This window comes from Pseudomonas sp. MOIL14HWK12:I1 (genome assembly GCF_000510705.1).
In the GTDB taxonomy this organism is placed as follows: domain Bacteria; phylum Pseudomonadota; class Gammaproteobacteria; order Pseudomonadales; family Pseudomonadaceae; genus Chryseomonas; species Chryseomonas oryzihabitans.
This window is the reverse complement of record NZ_AZNY01000006.1, coordinates 336108-355297: the sequence shown is the minus strand read 5'-3', so window position 1 is coordinate 355297 and position 19190 is coordinate 336108. Positions and strand designations below refer to the sequence as shown.

At 67.8% G+C, this 19190-nt stretch carries 11 protein-coding genes and 1 pseudogene; 5 read left to right on the top strand and 7 right to left on the bottom strand.

The genetic code is table 11. From position 1 onward, the window contains the following. Nucleotides 1-15: 15 nt before the first annotated feature. The gene (locus tag PSEK12I1_RS0105670; protein ID WP_027600071.1) at nucleotides 16-708 is read right to left on the bottom strand and encodes a 3'-5' exonuclease; all 693 of its coding nucleotides are present in this window, start codon (nucleotides 706-708) and stop codon (nucleotides 16-18) included. A 210-nt stretch (nucleotides 709-918) separates the two neighbouring features. Here PSEK12I1_RS0105670 and PSEK12I1_RS0105665 point away from each other — a divergent pair, with 210 nt between their 5' ends. The 4 genes from PSEK12I1_RS0105665 to prpF all read left to right on the top strand — a co-directional run bounded on the left by PSEK12I1_RS0105665 (nucleotide 919) and on the right by prpF (nucleotide 10546). Continuing rightward, complete coding sequence (locus PSEK12I1_RS0105665; protein WP_027600929.1) at nucleotides 919-3252, top strand: DNA polymerase II; 2334 nt, start codon at nucleotides 919-921, stop codon at nucleotides 3250-3252. A 1009-nt stretch (nucleotides 3253-4261) separates the two neighbouring features. Beyond that, nucleotides 4262-8380 carry a CheR family methyltransferase gene (locus PSEK12I1_RS0105660; RefSeq protein WP_027600928.1) on the top strand — a complete coding sequence of 1373 codons (4119 nt, stop codon included), beginning with the start codon at nucleotides 4262-4264 and terminating at the stop codon, nucleotides 8378-8380. Between the two features lie 109 nt (nucleotides 8381-8489). After that, nucleotides 8490-9380 (top strand): YghX family hydrolase, encoded by an 891-nt coding sequence (yghX, locus tag PSEK12I1_RS0105655; RefSeq protein ID WP_007163110.1) that lies wholly within the window; start codon nucleotides 8490-8492, stop codon nucleotides 9378-9380. Nucleotides 9381-9400: 20 nt separating this feature from the next. After that, on the top strand, nucleotides 9401-10546 hold the full coding sequence (prpF, locus tag PSEK12I1_RS0105650; protein WP_027600927.1) for a 2-methylaconitate cis-trans isomerase PrpF: 1146 nt from the start codon (nucleotides 9401-9403) through the stop codon (nucleotides 10544-10546). An 824-nt stretch (nucleotides 10547-11370) separates the two neighbouring features. On the opposite strand, the gene PSEK12I1_RS24905 is transcribed toward prpF, so the two are convergent. After that, nucleotides 11371-14712 carry a PAS domain S-box protein gene (locus PSEK12I1_RS24905; RefSeq protein ID WP_027600926.1) on the bottom strand — a complete coding sequence of 1114 codons (3342 nt, stop codon included), beginning with the start codon at nucleotides 14710-14712 and terminating at the stop codon, nucleotides 11371-11373. A 244-nt stretch (nucleotides 14713-14956) separates the two neighbouring features. Between PSEK12I1_RS24905 and PSEK12I1_RS0105640 the strand changes: the two genes are divergently transcribed. After that, entirely contained in the window at nucleotides 14957-15340 is a 384-nt protein-coding gene (locus PSEK12I1_RS0105640) for a response regulator (protein WP_007160682.1), read from the top strand. On the opposite strand, the gene PSEK12I1_RS0105635 is transcribed toward PSEK12I1_RS0105640, so the two are convergent. The 5 genes and pseudogenes from PSEK12I1_RS0105635 to PSEK12I1_RS0105615 form a co-directional block, all read right to left on the bottom strand. Next, nucleotides 15337-15729 (bottom strand): response regulator, encoded by a 393-nt coding sequence (locus PSEK12I1_RS0105635; RefSeq protein WP_007160683.1) that lies wholly within the window; start codon nucleotides 15727-15729, stop codon nucleotides 15337-15339. The genes PSEK12I1_RS0105640 and PSEK12I1_RS0105635 overlap by 4 nt on opposite strands. A gap of 83 nt (nucleotides 15730-15812) precedes the next feature. Further along, nucleotides 15813-16820 (bottom strand): NAD(P)-dependent alcohol dehydrogenase, encoded by a 1008-nt coding sequence (locus PSEK12I1_RS0105630; RefSeq protein WP_027600925.1) that lies wholly within the window; start codon nucleotides 16818-16820, stop codon nucleotides 15813-15815. 106 nt (nucleotides 16821-16926) lie between these two features. Continuing rightward, nucleotides 16927-17310: pseudogene (locus PSEK12I1_RS0105625) on the bottom strand (DUF4398 domain-containing protein); the annotation flags it as partial. A 29-nt stretch (nucleotides 17311-17339) separates the two neighbouring features. Continuing rightward, nucleotides 17340-17771: a DUF4398 domain-containing protein gene (locus PSEK12I1_RS0105620; RefSeq protein ID WP_027600079.1), complete on the bottom strand. Its 432-nt coding sequence runs from the start codon at nucleotides 17769-17771 to the stop codon at nucleotides 17340-17342. Nucleotides 17772-17877: 106 nt separating this feature from the next. Beyond that, nucleotides 17878-19047 carry an HPP family protein gene (locus PSEK12I1_RS0105615; RefSeq protein ID WP_037006749.1) on the bottom strand — a complete coding sequence of 390 codons (1170 nt, stop codon included), beginning with the start codon at nucleotides 19045-19047 and terminating at the stop codon, nucleotides 17878-17880. Nucleotides 19048-19190: the final 143 nt, after the last annotated feature.

The following is a 19190-nucleotide window of genomic DNA, read 5'->3' as shown; positions in this document are numbered from 1 at the left end:
TACCTTGCCGCTCGGCTAGCCCGCCAGCGCCTGCAGACCCTGCCAGGTGGCCGGTGCCTCCCCGGCCAGCGCCTGCACCAGGGCGGCCTTGAGTCGGCAATCGGGCAGGGCGCGATGGGTTTCCTGCACCACGACGCCCTGCTGACGGGCGGCCATGGCCAGGGACTTGCGGCGCCAGCCGTCCTGGCTGCGGCTGTCCAGACTGGGCTCCTGCCAGAAGTGCGCATAGAGCTGCATCAGGCAGTGCAGGCGGGTGCCATCCACCAGTTGCACCGGCGGCGTCTCGCGCTCCAGTTCCGGCGGCAGGGCCTGGCCGTGGAGGCGGGCATTGTGCGCCAGCAGGCGATAGTCGAAGGCCATGCCATAGGCCAGCACGGTGCGGCCCCGCAGCAGCGGCCAGAGGGTGGCGAACACCTCGGGAAAGCGCGGCGCCTGGGCCAGGTGGGCGTCGGTCAGACCATGGATCAGGGTCGCCTCGCGCGGTACGGCGATGCCTGGGCGGACCAGGGTATCAAGCAGCACCCGGCCACTGAGGGTCATGACCGCCACCTCGATCAGCTGGGCATCCTCGCCCAGGCCGGTCGCCTCGGTATCCAGCACCAGGACGTCCTGTTCCAGCCAGCGACGCGCCTGCTCGCGCACGCGCGCTTGCTGGGCGTTGTAGCGGGGTGCGGCAGCGGTGGGAAACGACGACGACAACGGATTCATGACACGGCCTGACAACTGAAAGCTAGGGTGCGCCCAGGCGCCGAATAGTCGGCTCTACGACGGGTGTGGGCATTCGATGCAAGATCATCGCCACAGGACACAGGCCATTCGGCGGGGGCGACGAGCGGACCACCGGGCGCGCCGAGGTCGCCTGTATCGGCTGGCCTTGCGAGAATGGGTCTTTCATCCATGTCGAGGAGCGCCACCGCTTTGGCCGCCGTCCAGGGTTTCTTGCTGACACGCCTCTGGCGCGAGACTTCCACCGGGATGGAGCTGGTGTTCTGGTTCGCCACCGACAGCGGTCCGCACCAGCTGCGGGTGCCGGGGCAACAGGCGGTGGCCTTTGCCCCGGCCGCACGACGGGCGGATATCGAGCGCCTGCTGCCGGCCGGGGTGGAGATCCGCGAGCTGGCGCTGCAGGACTTCCAGCGGCGCCCCGTCCTGGGGCTCTATGCGCCGCGCTATCGCACCCTGCGCGAACTGGAACAGCGCCTCCCCGCCGCCGGCATCGACGTCTACGAGACGGACATCGCCCCGGCGGATCGCTTTCTCATGGAGCGCTTCATCACCGCGCCGGTGACGCTGCCCACCGCCGACGGCGCGCCCTTGCGGCCGGATCCCGACTACCGCCCCACGCTGCGCACCCTGTCGCTGGATATCGAGACCAGCGAGCGCGGCGAGCTCTACAGCATCGGCCTGCACGGCTGCGGCCAGCGCCAGGTGTACATGCTCGGCCCGCCTACCGGGGAAGATGCCGCGGTGGACTTCGACCTGGAATATGTCGCCGACCGCGCTACCCTGCTCGAACGCCTCAATGCCTGGATGGCGCGCCACGATCCCGACGTCATCATCGGCTGGAGCGTGCTGCAATTCGACATCCGCGTGCTCCACGAGCACGCGCGCAAACTGGGCGTGACCCTGCACCTGGGCCGCGGCGCCGTCGAGGACGATCGCTACGAACCCGGCGGCCAGGGCCGGCCCTTCCACGCCCTGCTGGCCGGGCGGCCGATCATCGACGGGGTGGAGGCGCTCAAGTCGGCGACCTGGGTGTTTCCCTCCTACAGCCTGGAGAACGTCAGCCGCACCCTGCTGGGCGAGGGCAAGGCCATCGACAATCCCCACGACCGCATGGCCTCGATCAATCGCATGTTCGCCGGCGAGAAGAGCGCCCTGGCGCGCTACAACCTGGTGGACTGCGAGCTGGTTACCCGCATCTTCGAGAAGACCGGCCTGCTGCGCTTCCTGCTGGAGCGGGCCAGCGTCACCGGCTTGCCGCTGGAGCGTCATGGCGCCTCCATCGCCGCCTTCTACCACCTCTATCTGCCGCTGATGCACCGCCAGGGTTTTGTCGCGCCCAATCTCGGCGCCCAGCCGCCCGAGGCCAGCCCCGGCGGCTTCGTCATGGATTCGCGGCCCGGGCTCTACGACTCGGTGCTGGTGCTGGATTACAAGAGTCTCTATCCCTCGCTGATCCGCACCTTTCTCATCGATCCGGTGGGCCTGGTGGAGGGCCTGGCGCTGCCCGAGGCGGAGACGGTACCGGGCTTTCGCGGCGCGCGCTTCCATCGCACCCGGCACTGCCTGCCGGAGATGGTGGCGCGGGTCTGGGAGGGGCGCGATGCGGCCAAGCGCGCCGGCAATGCGCCCCTGGCCCAGGCGCTGAAGATCATCATGAACAGCTTCTATGGCGTGCTGGGCACCCCGCACTGCCGCTTCTTCGATCACCGCCTGGCCTCGTCCATCACCCTGCGCGGCCATGCGGTGATGCACCAGACCCGCGAGCTGATCGAGGCGCGTGGCCATCGGGTGATCTATGGCGACACCGATTCCACCTTCGTCTGGCTCGGCCGCGCTCACGAAGAGGCCGAGGCCGAGCGCATCGGTCGCGACCTGGTGGCGGCGGTCAACGCCCATTGGCGCGCGCAGCTGCAGACCGAGCTGGGACTGGAAAGCCACCTGGAGCTGCAATACGAGACCCACTTCAGCCGCTTTCTCATGCCCACCATCCGCGGCGCGGAGGAAGGCAGCAAGAAGAGATACGCCGGGTTGCGCCCCGCTGCCGATGGCCAGCCGGAGCTGGTGTTCAAGGGGCTGGAGACGGTGCGCAGCGACTGGTCGCCGCTGGCCCAGCGCTTCCAGCGCGAGCTCTACCTGCGCATCTTCACCGGCGAGCCCCATGAGGACTATGTGCGCGACTTCGTCGCCCGTACCCGCGCCGGCGACTTCGACGACCTGCTGGTCTATCGCAAGCGCCTGCGCCGGCCGCTGGAGGAATACCAGAGCAACCTCTCGCCCCAGGTCCGCGCGGCGCGCCTGCTGGAGGCGGAAGGCGCCCGCCTGGGCCGCCGCAGCCGCTTTCGCCGCGGCGGCTGGATCAGCTACCTGATCACCACCGCCGGCGCCGAACCGGTCGAGTTGCCCCATGCGCCGCCGGACTACGACCACTATGTGCAGCGCCAGCTGGCCCCGGTGGCCGACGCCATCCTGCCCTTCGTCGGGGACCGCTTCGACCGGCTGTTGGATCAGCAGATGGGGTTGTTCTAGGGGGCTGGAGTGATGTTGCCGCGTAGGGCGGATAACGGCGCAACTCATCCACGCGTAGTTTCCGGTGTGGCCACTCGCGTAGCCTGGAACACCCTCCCTCACCCCAGCCCTCTTTCGCAGGCGGGAGAGGGGGCGGATCGGCGTGGGTGGTGGGTCCTGCGTAGGGTGGATGACGGCGCAGCCTCATCCACGCGTAGTTTCCGGCGGGGCCAATCGCGTAGCTTGGAGCACTCTCACCCCAGCCCTCTCCCGCAGGCGGGAGAGGGGGCGAATCAGCGTGGATGGTGAGTTCGGCGTAGGGTGGATAACGGCGCAGCCTTATCCACGCGGGCATCCAGGCGGGACCACTCGCGCTGCCTGGAGCACCCTCACCCCAGCCTTCTCCCGCAGGCGGGAGAAGGGGCGGATCGGCATGGGTGGTGGGTCCTGCGTAGGGTGGATGACGGCGCAGCCTCATCCACGCGTAGTTTCCGGTGTGGCCACTCACGTAGCCAGGAACACCCTCACCCCAGCCCTCTCCCGCAGGCGGGAGAGGGGGCGGATCGGCGTGGGGGGTGAGTTCGGCGTAGGGCGGATAACGGCGCAGCCTCATCCACGCGTGCTTCCTGACGTGGCCACTCGCGCCGCCTGAAGCACCCTCACCCCCGCCCTCTCCCGCAGGCGGGAGAGGGGGCGAATCGGCGTGGGGGGTGGGTCCTGCGTAGGGTGGATGACGGCGCAGCCTCATCCACGCGTAGTTTCCGGTGTAGCCAATGGCCGAGCGTGGGACACCCTCACCCCGCCCCTTTCCCGCGTTTCGCTCGCACTTGCCCGACGCTCGTCAGTCCCATTCAGGCGGTACACCCCGATCTACGCCTTCTTGCGGCAGGATGAGGGCCGCCCCTTTGGCGTGCGCTCGTTATACTCAGGCCGGCGGCAGGCCTTTTCCGGGTGAAAGGGAGGAAGGCCTGGCTGGATCGGTGCAGGTGCGGCGATCACGATTTCTTGCGGATTTTCTGACGGCGGATAGATGAGCAAACAGGCAGATGTGGCCAAACCCAACAGTCCCAAGCACCTGACTCCCAGTGATCTGCCGTTTCCGGTGGTGGGGATCGGGGCTTCCGCCGGGGGGATCCAGGCCCTGCTGCGCTTCTTCGAAGCCCTGCCGGCCGACTGCGGCATGGCCTTCGTGGTGGTGATGCACCTGTCGCGGGAACACCAGAGCAACCTTGACCAGATCCTGCAGCGCGCTACCCGCCTGCCGGTGCATCAGGTCACCCAGCCGGTGCCCATCCAGGCCGAGCATGTCTATGTGATTCCGCCAGGCCATGACCTGACCATGAACGATGGCTATCTGCGCCTGAGTCCAGCGGAACGCCCCCAGGGCGATCATGTGGCGGTGGATCTGTTCTTTCGCACCCTGGCCGATGTGCACCGGACCCATGCCGTGGCCATCGTCCTCTCGGGCAACGGCGCCGATGGTGCCGTGGGCCTGGGGCGGATCAAGGAGCAGGGCGGGGTGACCCTGGCCCAGGCGCCGGAAGATGCCGAATTCGACTCCATGCCCAGCAGCGCCATCGCCGCGGGCGCCGTGGATTTCATCCTGCCCGTGGTGGAGATGCCGCAGAAGCTGCTGGAACTGGCCACCACCATCAGCAGCCTGAGCCAGAGCGAATTGCGCCAGCTGGACTATGAGTCCCGGGTGCCCGGTCCGTCCAGCAAGGCCATGCAGCTGGCGCTACGCGACATCCTCACCCTGCTGCGCACCCGCACCGGACACAATTTCAAGCAGTACAAGACCGCCACGGTGCTGCGCCGGGTGGAGCGGCGCATGCAGGTCAACGCCATCGCCGACATGCCGGCCTATGCCGGCTTTCTCCATGAGCATCCGGAAGAGACGCCGGCGCTGCTCAAGGACATGCTCATCGGCGTGACCAACTTCTTTCGCGATCGCGAGGCCTTCGAGGCCCTGGAACGCGATGTCATTCCGGAGTTGTTCGAGCACCTGCCGGTCAACGAAGACGACCAGGAATTGCGCGTCTGGAGCGCCGCCTGTTCCAGTGGCGAGGAAGCCTATTCGCTGGCCATGCTGCTGACCGAACAGGCCGAGTTGCGCCAGTCCGGCGCCCGGCTGCAGGTGTTCGCCACCGATCTCGACGAGCATGCCCTGGCGGTGGCCCGGCATGGCGTCTATCCGGGCTCCATCGTCACCGACGTCGCCCCCGCGCGCCTGCGCCAGCACCTGCTCAAGGAGCAGAATCAGTACCGGGTGAAAAAGGAGCTGCGCGAGAAGGTGCTGTTCGCCCAGCACAACCTGCTCAGCGATCCGCCGTTTTCCCGCCTGGATCTCATCAGCTGCCGCAACCTGCTGATTTATCTGGATCGCGAGGTGCAGGCCGAGATCCTGCACACCTTCCATTTCGCCCTCAAGCCGGGTGGCTATCTGTTCCTCGGCAGCTCCGAGTCGGCCGACGTGCAGAGCAGCCTGTTCGCCACGGTGGACAAGAAGAACCGCATCTACCGCGCCAAGCACACCACCAGCGTGGTGCGGCCCACGCCGCTGCTCAATCTCAATCCGGGCATGCACAGCGTGCGCCTGCCGCCGCACCAGGTCGGCCGGCGCAAGAAGGTCTCCTTCGCCGAGGTGCATCAGCGGGTGCTGGAGCAGTACGCGCCGCCGAGCATCATCGTCGACCGCGAATCCAATATCGTGCACATGTCCGAGCGGGCCGGGCGCTTTCTGCGCTACGTCGGCGGCGAGCCCAGCTACAGCCTGCCAGCGCTGGTGCTGGAGGAACTGCGCCTGGAGCTGCGTACGGCACTGTTCCAGGCGTTGCAGAGCAACAAGAGCGTCGAGGCGCGTCGCGTGCATATCCAGCGCGACGACCGCAGCTACTACATCAACATGGTGGTGCGCCCCTTCCGCGACAGCGACACCAGTACCGACTACATGCTGGTGCTCTTCGACGAAGTCGAAGACGTCATGAGCACCGACGCCGGCGGCGATCACACCGAGGCCAAGGACAGCGTGCTCACCCAGCTGGAGGCCGAGCTGCAGCGAACCAAGGAACAGCTGCAGCTGACCATCGAGCAGTCCGAGACCTCTACCGAGGAGCTCAAGGCGTCCAACGAGGAGCTGCAGGCGATCAACGAGGAGTTGCGGTCGGCCACCGAGGAACTGGAGACCAGCAAGGAAGAACTGCAATCGATCAACGAGGAACTGATCACCGTCAACTACGAGCTCAAGTCCAAGATCGAGGAAACCGGCAAGATCAACGACGATCTGCAGAACCTCATCACCTCCACCGACATCGCCACGGTGTTCGTCGATCGTGGCATGCGCATCAAGAGATTCACCCCGCGCGCGGTGAGCATCTTCAACATGATTGTCAGCGATACAGGGCGTTCGCTGCTCGACATCACCCATCGGCTGGACTATCCCGAGCTGGCCGCCGACGCCAACCAGGTATTCGAATCGCTCCGGCTGATCGAGCGCGAGGTGCGCAGCCAGGACGAGCGCTGGTACCTGGCGCGACTGCTGCCCTATCGCACCGCCGAGGATCGCATCGAGGGTGCGGTGCTGACCTTCATCGACATCACCGACCGGCGCCTGGCCCAGGATCGCGCCCGCGCCGGCGAGGAAAACATGCGCCTGGTGGCGCAGAACATCCAGGACTACGCCATCGTCACCCTGGATGCCGCCGGCATCATCAACAGCTGGAACGGCGGGGCCACCCGGCTGTTCGGCTACAGCGAGCGCGAGGCCCTGGGCCAGCCAATGGGCCTGATCTTCACCCCGGAAGACGTCGCCGCCCAGGTACCGGACGCCGAGATGCGCCAGGCCCGGGAAGCGGGCGTCGCCCACGACGAACGCTGGCTGAGACGCAAGGACGGCAGCCGGCTGTACTGCACCGGGGTGCTCAGCCGTATGAGCAACGCCTCTGGCGGTGAGGGCTACGCCAAGATCGCCCGGGATGCCACCGCCGATCACGTACGCGCCAGTGAAACGGCCAACCACCTGGCCCAGAGTCAGGCGCTGGGCAAGCTCAAGGACGAGTTCTTCGCGGTGATGTCCCATGAACTCAAGCACCCGCTCAATCTCATCCAGCTCAACAGCGAGCTGCTGATCCGTTCGCCGGTGCTGCGCGAGGTACCCCTGGCGCGCCGTGCTACCGAGGCCATTCAGCGCGCGGTGCGCAGCCAGGCGCAGATCATCGACGACCTGCTCGACCTGTCGCGCATCCGTACTGGCAAGCTCAAGCTGGAGCGCCGGAGTCTGGACCTGGCCCAGCAGCTGCGCGAGATCGCCGACGTGATTCGTCCGCTCGCAGGCGAGGTGCAGGTGAGTTGCACCCGGCTGCCGGAGACGCCGTTGCATGTCCAGGCGGATGCCACCCGCATTGGCCAGATCGTCTGGAATCTGCTCAACAACGCCATCACGTTCACCCCGGCCGGCGGCCAGGTGGAGATCAGCCTGGGGGTGGACGGCGACGAGGCGCGGCTGGACGTCACCGACACCGGGCACGGCATAGCAGCGGATTTCCTGCCGCGGGTGTTCGACATGTTCGGCCAGGCGGAAATGAAATACACCGCTCGCGCCCAGCATGGCCTGGGCATCGGCCTGGCGCTGGTCAAGCAGCTGGTGGAGGCCCATGGCGGGCGCATCGAAGCCCATTCCGAGGGCCTTGGCCTGGGCGCGCGCTTCAGCGTCTGGCTGCCGCTGTGCCAGGACGACGAACGCCAGCTGGACGAGGCGCAGGCGGAAGGCCAGTCCGTTGTCGGGCTGCGGGTGCTGCTGGTGGACGATTCCCCCGATATCGTCGAGACCCTGCAACTGCTGCTCGAAGAGGAGGGCATCCTGGTCACCGCCGCGACCGACTCCCAGAGCGGCCTGGCGCTGGCCCAGGCGCAGGATTTCGACGTCATCCTCTCCGACATCGGCATGCCGGAGATGGACGGCCACGAATTCCTGCGCCAGATACGGGCGGGCGATCGCAATGTCGGCACGCCGGCGGTGGCGCTGTCCGGCTACGGCACCCGGCTGGACATCGACAAGGCGCGGGCGGCGGGTTTCGCCCGGCATCTGAACAAGCCGGTCAGTTTCGAGGCGCTGATCGCCATCCTGCAGGAGCTGCAGGCGTCCGGTTGAGGGCGCGCGGACGGTAGCTTAGTCAGACGATTCGCGGCACACTCGGGAGCCATCGGGGCGCCCGCCCAACCGGGCCGGCGGCCCCGTTTCCCGCCAGAGGAGCGCCGCGATGACCCGTCTCACCGCCAAGGATTTCTCGCCCGAACTGCTCGAGCTCTACGACTTCTATGTGCACGGTCGCATCAGCCGCCGCGACTTCCTCGACCGCGCCGGCGCCTGCGCCGCGGTGCTGGGGCTGTCGGCCACCGGGGTGCTGGCGGCCCTGACGCCCAACTATGCCCTGGCCACCCAGGTCGAGTTCACCGATCCGGACATCGTCGCCGAATACGTCTACTACCCCTCGCCCAAGGGCCATGGCCGCGTCCGTGGCTATCTGGTGCGCCCGGCCAAGGCCAGCGGCAAGGTGCCGGCGGTGGTGGTGGTCCACGAGAATCGCGGCCTCAATCCCTATATCGAAGACGTCGCCCGGCGCCTGGCCAAGGCCGGCTACCTGGCCCTGGCGCCGGATGGCCTGACCGCCATGGGCGGCTATCCCGGGAACGACGACAAGGGTCGCGAACTGCAGCAGCAGGTCGATCCGGAAAAGCTGATGAACGACTTCTTCGCCGCCGTGGAAACCCTGATGGGCCACGAATTCAGCACCGGCAAGGTCGGCATCACCGGCTTCTGCTATGGCGGGGGGGTGGCCAACGCGGCCGCCGTGGCCTACCCGGAACTGGCTGCGGCGGTGCCTTTCTATGGACGTCAGCCACGCGCCGAGGAGGTGGCCGCGATCAAGGCGCCGCTGCTGATCCACTACGCCGAGAACGATCCGCGCATCAACGAGGGCGCCGCCGCCTACGAAGCGGCGCTCCAGGCGGCCGGCAAGACCTACGAGGTGCATCGCTATGCCGGCACCAACCATGGCTTCCACAACGATTCCACCCCGCGCTACGACGAAGCCGCCGCGCGCCTGGCCTGGGACCGCACCCTGGGCTGGTTCGGCCGCTATCTCGCCTAGGCACCTGACGGAGACCTCTGATGCCGCAACTGCGTATCCCCGCCGTCTACATGCGTGGCGGTTCCAGCAAGGGCGTGTTCTTTCATGCCCGCGACCTGCCGCCGGCCGGTCCGGCGCGCGATGCGCTGCTGCTGCGGGTGATCGGCAGCCCCGATCCCTACGGCAAGCAGATCGACGGCCTGGGCGGAGCCACCTCCAGCACCAGCAAGGTGGTGGTGATCGCGCCCTCCTGCCGCCCGGACTGTGACGTCGATTATCTGTTCGGCGCCCCGGCCATCGAGGTCCCGGTGATCGACTGGTCGGGCAACTGCGGCAATCTCAGCGCCGCCGTAGGCCCCTTCGCCATCAGCGAGGGCCTGGTCCAGGCGCCGCGCGACGGTCTGGCCAGGGTGCGCATCTGGCAGGCCAATCTGGGCAAGCGCATCCTCGCCCACGTTCCCATGGCCAATGGCGAGGTGCAGGAGGAGGGCGATTTTCGCTTCGACGGCGTGGCCTTTCCGGCCGCCGAGGTGGTGCTCGACTTTCTCGATCCCGCAGGCAGCGACGGCAGTGTGCTGCCCACCGGGCGGGCGGTCGACGAACTGGACGTCCCGGGACTGGGCCGGCTGCCGGTGACCCTGCTCAATGCCGGTAATCCTACCGTCTTCGTGCGCGCCGAGACCCTGGGCCTGAGCGGCACCGAAACCCAGGCGCAGGTCAACGGCGATGGGCCGCTACTGGCGCGCCTGGAGGCCCTGCGCGCGGCGGGCGCAGTGGCCATGGGGCTGGCCGCGACCGCCGCCCAGGCCACGGCGGAGCGGCCACATACGCCCAAGCTGTGCCTGATCGCCCCACCTCAGACCTACCGGGTGGCGGGTGGCAAGCAGGTCCGGGCCGAGGAACTCGACGTCATCGCGCGGATGATCTCCATGGGCAAGCTGCACCACGCCATCCCCGGCACCGGCGCGGTCGCCGTGGCGGTGGCCGCGGCACTGCCGGGGACCCTGGTCCACACCCTGACCGGCGACCTGGACGGTCGCCAGGTCCGCATAGGCCATACCGCCGGCACTGTGGCGGTCGGCGCCCGGGCGCGCGAGGTCGGCGGCGTCTGGCAGGTGGAAAAGGCCAGCATGAGCCGCAGCGCCCGGCGCCTGATGGAAGGCTGGGTACGGGTACCGGCAGAGTAGGTTGGGTTGAGCGCAGCGAAGGCCAACGGAGGGATACCTCCGCGCTGGAGCGCCCTCACCCCAGCCCTCTCCCAGGGGGAGAGGGGGCGGTCAAGCCTGGCGCGACCGCTTCCCGTAGGAGCGGCCCATGGCCGCGATCCAGCCGATGTCCTGGCGTAGCGTGGAAAACCGCGCAGCGTTTTCCACTGGGTAAGCCCCGCCTCCATTCGTGGATAAGGCTGCGCCGTTATCCACCCTACGGCCGAGATCGACCGCGTAGGTTGGGTTGGGCGCAGCGAAGCCCAAGAGCGGGGATACCTCCGCGCTGGAGCGCCCTCACCCCAGCCCTCTCCCAGGGGAGAGGGGGCGGTCGAGTCCGGCGCGACCGCTTCCCGTAGGAGCGCCCCATGGCCGCGATCCAGCCGATGTCCTGGCGTAGCGTGGAAAACCGCGCAGCGTTTTCCACTGGGCAAGCCCCGCCTCCATTCGTGGATAAGGCTGCGCCGTTATCCACCCTACGGCCGAGATCGACCGCGTAGGTTGGGTTGAGCGCAGCGAAGCCCAACGGAGGGATATCTCTGCCCTGGAGCGCCTTCACCCCAGCCTTCTCCCAGGGGAGAGGGTCGGTCGAGCCTGGCGCGACCGCTTCCCGTAGGAGCGGCCCATGGCCGCGATCCAGCCGATGTCCTGGCGTAGCGTGGAAAACCGCGCAGCGTTTTCCACTGGGCAAGCCCCGGCTCCATTCGTGGATAAGGCTGCGCCGTTATCCACACTACGCCTCCCAACCGCCCCCTCTCCCTCCGGGAGAGGGCTGGGGTGAGGGATGATCCACTCCGACGCTGACCTCAGGTCCCTTCGATCAGATCGCGGATGCGCATCGCCAGGGCGTCCATGGCGAAGGGCTTGGTCATCACATGCATGCCGGGCTCCAGGTGGCCGTTGCCGACCACGGCGTTCTCGGCGTAGCCGGTGATGAACAGCACCTTGAGGCCTGGGCGGCGCTGGCGGGCGGCGTCGGCCATCTGGCGGCCGTTCATGCCGCCGGGCAGGCCGACGTCGCTGATCAGCAGATCGATGCGCACGTCGGATTCCAGCAGGCGCAAGCCGGAGCTGGCATCCGCCGCTTCCAGGGCGGCGTAGCCCAGTTCCTCCAGCACCTCCACCACCAGCATCCGTACCGTGGGTTCGTCATCCACCACCAGCACCGTCTCGCCGTGGCCCTGGCGCGGTAGGGTCGGCTGGCTGGCGGCGAGGTCGACGCCGGTGGCCGCTTCGCGATGACGCGGCAGGAAGAGGGTGACGCTGGTGCCCTGATCGACCTGGGAATGGATGCGCGCCTGGCCGCCGGACTGGCGCACGAAACCGTAGATCATCGACAGGCCCAGCCCTGTGCCCACCCCGATCGGCTTGGTGGTGAAGAAGGGATCGAAGGCCTTGGCGATCACCTCGGGCGGCATGCCGCAGCCGTTGTCGGTCACCGAGAGGGCGATGTATTCGCCCGCTTCCAGGTCGCGGACCCGGGCCATGCGCGCATCCAGCGCCCGGTTGGCGGTCTCGATGAAGATGCGACCGCCCTCGGGCATGGCGTCGCGGGCATTGATGCAGAGGTTGAGCAGGGCGTTTTCCAGTTGCGGCGGATCGACCAGGGTCGACCACAGCTCGCTGCTGGCCACCACCTCGATCTGGATGGCCGGACCCACCGTGCGACGGATCAGGTCTTCCATGCCGGCCACCAGGCGATTGACGTCGGTGGGCTTGGGATCCAGCGTCTGGCGGCGGGAAAAGGCCAGCAGCCGGTGGGTCAGGGCGGCGGCGCGGATGGCGGCGCCCTGGGCGGCGGTGGTGTAGCGCTCGAGATTGTTCAGCCGGCCCTGGCCGATGCGCACCGTGAGCAGATCCAGACTGCCGACGATGCCGGCGAGCAGGTTGTTGAAATCGTGGGCCAGGCCGCCGGTGAGCTGGCCGACCGCTTCCATCTTCTGCGACTGGCGCAACTGCTCTTCCAGCAGCGCCTGGGTCTCCGCGGCGTCCCGTTCCCGGGTGATGTCGCGCCCGGCGCCGGTGAGGCGATCCTGTTCGGTGTCCATCGACAGCGTCCAGGACAGCCAGCGCCAGCTGCCGTCCGCCGCCAGGACGCGATTTTCCACCCGCGCCGGCAGGCCGCTGCGGCGCAGTTCGTCCAGCGCCACCAGCACCCCCGGCAGATCGTCGGGATGGATGAGTTCCCGGTAGGGGCGGCTGAGCAACTCGGCTTCGGAATAGCCCAGGCCGCGCGACCAGGACGGACTCACCCGCAGGAGCTGCCCGTTGAAATCGGCGGTCAGCAGCAGGTCTTCGCTGAGCGCCCAGAGCCGGTCGCGCTCGGCGGTGCGCGCCTGGACCTCCTGGCTGAGGCTGAGATTCTGCGCCTGGATCAGCGTCTGGGCGTCGCGCTGGGCGGTGACATCCTGGGCGAAGACATAGAAGCCATCCACCGCCCCGCGCGCATCGCGCCGCGGACGATAGTGGATGTCGGCGATGCGTCGGCGGCCGTCCGGCCAGGCCCAGGGCAGGTCCAGCCGCGCCGGGGTGCCGTCCAGGGCGGCCTGGATGGCCGGACGCCGGGCCGCGAACAGCTCCGGGGCGAAGACCTCGGCCATGCTGCGACCCAGGATGCTTTCCGGAGCGTCCTTGAACCACTTGGGCGCCTCGATGTTGGCGAAGCGATAGACAAGCTCGCGATCAACGAAGGCGATCAGGCAGGGCAGGGTGTCGGCCACCAGCCGCAGATTGAGTTCGCTATCGCGCAGGGCGCGCTCAGCGGTCAGCCGCGCCGTCGCCGAGCGGGTTCGATTGGCGACCTCGCGGATGAATTGCACTTCGGCCGGCGTCCAGCACCGCGCTTGGCTGGCGCTGACATAGAGCAGGGCGACGAAATGGCCGTGCTCGAACAGCGGGGTGCTGACGAAGGCGCGGGTGTCCAGCCGTTGCATGGCGGCCAGGTTGTGGCAGGTGCGGGCATCCTCGCGCACATCTTCGATGGCCACGGTCTCGCCGCGCTTGAAGTCCTCGATACAGCTGCCATAGTCGCGGAAATTCAGGGTGCCCATCAGGCTGCACCCGCCCGAGATCGTCCAGTCGTGCTCCACGCTGATGGTCTCGACGTCGGCGTCCACCAGGCCGTAGCCCACCCGCTGGGCGTCCAGCAGGGTGCCCAGCACTGTGCAGGCCAGCTCGGTGACCGCCTCGATGTCGTTGAGGTGGCTGAAGCCTTCGCCCAGCTCTGCCAGGGCGCGGCGATAGCGCTCTTCGTCGCGGGTCGCCTGGGCGGCCTGCTCGCGTTCGGTGACATCCAGGAACAGCACCAGGAAGCTCTCCGCGCCGGCCTTGTGCGCATGACCTTCGTACCAGCGCCCGTTGGCCTGGAATTGCCGCACGTAGCTGAACGACTGGCCGGTATCCACCACCCGGGTGAAATCCTCCACCCAGAGGTCTTCGAGTTCGGGAAACAGGGTCCGGGCGGTCTGGCCGATCGCCTGCTCCGCGCTCAGGCCGAAGTGCGTGCACCAGGCTCGGTTGACCTGGTCATAGCGCCAGTCGCAGCCGCGACCTTGCTCATCGCGCAGAATGGTGCCGAGGATGAAGCCCTCGTCCAGTTGCTCGAACAGACCGCGCCAATAGCGCTCGCTTTCCGCCAGTTTCTGCTGCACCTCGCCCACGTGGCGCTGGCTGTCACGCAGGGCCTGGCCGGCCAGATGCTGGGGCGTACGGTCGCGCAGGATCTTGACGAAGCCGGTATGGCGGCCGGCGTCGTCGTGCAGCGGATGCATCTCGCCGCTGGCCCAGAAGCGGGTGCCGTCGCGTCGCAGGTGCCAGCGTTCGTCTTCGGCGCGACCGTCCTGCAGCGCCAGCCGCATTTCCAGCGCGGCCCGGCTGATCTGGTTGTCCTCGGGGGTGAAGAAGCGCTCGACCGGCGCGCCGCGAATCTCTGCGGCGGTCCAGCCCAGCAGGCGTTCGGCGCCGCTGTTCCAGTCGGTGATCACCCCGGCCGGATCGAGCACGATCATGGCGAAATCGATGGCACCATCAAAGATCGCCAGACGCCGCTGGGCGTCCTGGGGCGGCAGCGCGGTGCACTGGTCGAGCGCGGCGCGGAGGCGACGGACTTCGGCCTGGAGTTCAGCGTGGGAGAGAGCGGATTCAGCCATGGGGTCGTTCGAACGCGTGAGCAGCGGAAGCGGACGGCGGTGACGTCCGGCGAGAGCCTTAGAGTAAGAGAGTCGGGCGATGGCTAGCGATCTGCCAGCACCTTTTTCCGACAGACAGGGAATTAAGTAGCCGTTACGGCATCAGACAAGTGCCGGCACCCGGCTGCCAGCCGCCCATCCGAGCCTTGTGATCCAATTCGAGAAATTTCGGTCTATTTAGTCGTACTAATGAAGTAGCGTTGCCATGACCGATGTAGTTTCTTCCGCTGCTGTTACCACCGTGCTGGTCGTCGAAGACGATCCGGTGCTGAGATCGCTGGCGACGGAGGTATTCGAGATGGAAGGTTATGCCGTCCAGTCCTTCGATACCGCCGACGCCGCCTGGGGTTGGCTCGAGTCCGATCCCTTACCGCCCGATCTCCTGTTCACCGACGTGCGCATGCCGGGTCGGCTGGACGGACTCGCCCTGGCCAAGCAGGTGCGTCAGCGCTTTCCACAATTGCCGATCCTGGTGTCCTCCGGCTATACCGGCCAGCAGTACGCCGAGCGCGAGGAGCGGGCGCTGTTCCTGCCCAAGCCCTGGACCATCGACCAGTTGCTCAAGGCCTGCGGCCAGCTGGGTGTCTAGCCCGCCGCCTGGCGCGCCCGTGCCAGGCGTACCGCCGAATCCACCTCGTCCAGCGTCCAGGGCTTCTGCAGGAAGATCACCTGCTCGGGCAGCGCCGTGGTGATCTCGTAGCCGTAGCCCGAGGTGATCACCATGGGCAGCGCGGGCCAGCGCTGCAACAGCATCTCCGCCAGTTCGCCGCCACGCAGCTGGCCGGGCATCAGGTGGTCGGTGATCACCAGCCCGGGGCTTTGCTGCTGCTGGAGCAGATGCACCAGGGCGTCGTCGGCGTTGTCGAAGCGAACACAGGTCCAGCCCAGTCGCTCTTCGAGGTGATTGCTCAGCAGTTCGGCTAGCAGCCCGTTGTCTTCGATGACGACGAGATAGGGGAGGGGATCAGGCGAGGTCATCGGGACTTCCGGAACGCGATGAGACGATCCCGGAAGTCTAGCAGAGGCCTGCTGGGCTCAGTCTGGCTTTCGTCTGACCATTATCAGAACTCCAGGACGATCTTGCCGAAATGGCTGCCGTCCTTCTGGAAGGCGAAGGCCGCGGCGATCTCGTTCAGCGAGTAGCTGCGATCGATGACCGGCTTAATCCCGGTGCTTTCCAAGGCGCGGATCATCTCCTGCTGATGGCGACGACTGCCGACGATCAAACCCTGCAGTCGCTGGTGGCGGCGCATCAGGTTGGCGGTGGGGACCTGGCCCTCGACGCCGGTGAGCACCCCGATCAGCGCCAGGTGCCCATGGATGCGCGCGGCCTGGATGGACTGCGCCAAGGTCGCCGGACCGCCCACCTCCACCACGATGTCGACGCCACGCCCGCCGGTGATGGCCTGCACCTTGGCGCCCCATTCCGGCTCTTCACGGTAATTGATCAGGTGATCGGCGCCCAGGGCATAGGCGCGCTGCAGCTTTTCGTCCGAGGACGAGGTGGCGATCACCGTGGCGCCCATGGCCTTGGCCATCTGCAGGGCGAAGATGGAGACGCCGCCGGTCCCCATGACCAGCACGCTGTCACCGGCCTTGAGGCCACCGTCCACCACCAGGGCGCGCCAGGCGGTCAGCCCGGCGGTGGTCAGGGTCGCCGCCTCGGCATGGCTGTAGCCCTTGGGCGCGCGGGTGAAGGCGGTGGCTGGACGTACCACCACCTCGCAGGCGAAGCCGTCGACGCCATCGCCGGGCGTGGTGGAAAAGTCATCGATGGGCGGCTCGCCGTCCAGCCAGTGGGGAAAGAAGGTCGAGACCACGTGATCGCCCACGGCGAATTCGCTGACCCCGGCGCCCACCGCCTCGACCACCCCGGCGCCATCGGACATGGGAATGCGCCCATCGGCGGTCGGCATCTTGCCCAGCACCACGCCCAGGTCATGGAAATTCAGCGAACTGGCCTTGATCCGCACCCGGATCTCGCCAGCCCCCGGCTGCCCGGGATCGGGTAGTTCGCAGGGCTCCAGCTGGTCCAGACCACCGGGTTTGCGTAGGCGTATGGCGTGCATGAGAAATCCTCCGGACTGTGGCGAGCAGGACGCTCGCGGGTCAGTAGAGGACCACGGCAGGGGGCGCAGGATTCCCGCCAGGGGACCTGCGCCCTGGACCTTACTTGATCGCCTTCTGCAGTTGCTGCAGCTGCTGGGTGCGGGTGTTGAGGCGGGCTTCGCCGCGTTCGGCGTCGACCTTCTTCAGCTCGGCTTCGGCCATGCGCAGCTTGATGGTCTGCATGGCGGTCTGGATGCGTTGCTGGGTCAGGTAGGCCAGCTGGTCGACGGTGCGCTCGTTCTCACCGTCCTTGTAGGCCTTGTCGGCCTTGGCCAGCCAGGTGCCGGCGTCCTTGGTTTCCAGCGCTGCCAGCTGGGTGGCCTGGGGCTGGGATTCGAGAGCGGCGTAGTCGTTGCGCGCCTTTTCCAGATTGGGGTTGGGCGGGGTGGCGCAGGCGGCCAGAGTGAGGGTCAGCGCCGACATCAGCGGGAGCAGAAAACGTTTACGCATGGTTTCGTCCTTCAAGAGAGCGGGCAGCCTTACTGCTGCACCTTTTTCTGTAGATTCTGTTGCAGCTGGAGGTTGATCTGACCTTCCTCACGGATCTGCTGGATGCTGTTCTGGGCATCCTGCAGCGCCGCCTGGGCCTTGGCGGCCTGGGTCTTGCGGGTCGCCAGACGGGCATCCCACTCGGCCTGCTCGGCCAGGCGCTTGGCCTCGTCGTATTTCTCGTTGGACAGGGCGGCCTGGGCCTGGGTCCACTTGTCCTGGGCCGACTTGGTCTCGATGGGGGCGAACTGGTTGCCGCCGCCGCTCACGGCTTCGTTGACGGCGGACTGGGTCACGGCCATCTGCGCGGTCGGCGGGTTGCCGGCGCAGCCCGCGAGCAGCAGACCGCCGCCCAGGACCAGGCTGGCGAGCAGCGCACGAGGCGCGGAGAACGAAGAGGCACGAGCGGGACCGGTTTTCATCCGAACATTCCTGGCAGGTCGCCCGGAATGGGCGACAGTGCCTTTGAGACGACGAAAACGCGGCGAGGTTCGCTGCAGAACCCCAGCCGAGGGCGGCTCGCTGCGGTCAGGCCCGTACCGCCTGGTACAGCGCGCGGATCAGATCCGACTGGGTGATGATGCCGACCAGACGGCGCGAGCCGTCGATGATGGGGATGTGGCGGTGGCCGTTCTCGGAAAACACCGGCACCAGATCGATCAGCAGGCGGTCGGCGCTGGCCACCCGCACGGTGCGGGTCATGATGTGGCCGACGCTGTTTTCCTCCTGGCGCGTGCGCGGGCGGACCAGCGATCTCAGGCGCCAGCCGAGGCCTTCATGGACGTCCAGATCGATCTGCCGCATGAAGTCGGCGACGGTGACGATACCCAGCAGATGGCCCTGGCGATCCACCACCGGCAGCGCCTTGATGCGCCGGGCGCGCATCAGCGCCCAGGCTTGCTGCAGCGGCATCTCGGCGCGGGCCGTCACCGGTTCGTGGCTCATGACGTCGGCGCAGCGCAACTCGCCCATCTTGCGCTGGTAGGCGCGCGCCTCCACCTGTTCGAGCAATTCGGCGAGGTCGTCGCGGCTGATGTCCAGCACCTGGTTGTAGCGTGCCAGCACGGCGTCCAGGTCGGCGCGCTGCAGGCGCGTCTCGCCACTCGGCTCGGCCGGGCGTGGCACATGGGGCCAGGGGCGGCGGGTCAGGTTGTTGTAGAGCAGGCCGGCGCTCACCAGCAGCAGCGAATCCAGCGCCACCGGACTCCAGGCATAGCTGAAGTCCTGGGCGCCGATCAGCACCATCAGCAGCGCCGAGGCGCCCCCCGGCGGGTGCAGGCAGCGCAGGGTGAACATGGCGGCGATGGCCAGGGCGACCGCCACGGCGGCGGCCAGGTTGGCCTCGGGAATCCACAGGGCGCAGGCGATGCCGATCAGCGCCGACAGGGTGTTGCCGCCCACCACCGACCAGGGCTGCGCCAGCGGACTGGAGGGCAGGGCGAACACCAGTACGGCGCTGGCGCCCAGCGGCGCCACCAGCGCCAGTGCCAGGGCGCCATGCTGATGCACCGGCTGGCCTTCCAGCCACCAGGCGGCGAGCAGGGCCGCGAGCAGGATGCCGAGGCCGGCACCGAGGCTGGCGCGCAGCCGCTCGCGTCCGTCGATGGGCAGCGGCGCCGGCCAGAAGGCGCGCAGGCCCTGGACCAGGCGGGCGAAGAGAGACGGCGAAGGCGAGGGCGTAAGGGGTTCCTGGGACATGGGAGAGGCAGCTGCTGGGCAGAACGAGGGCGCTGATGGTCCCTCCTGGACGCAGCCCTGGCAAGACCGGCGCGGCGCGCTCGGCGCCCGGGTCTACGGCCAGGCGGCGACCCAGAGCGGCTGCCGTCTCCAGGCGATTTTCT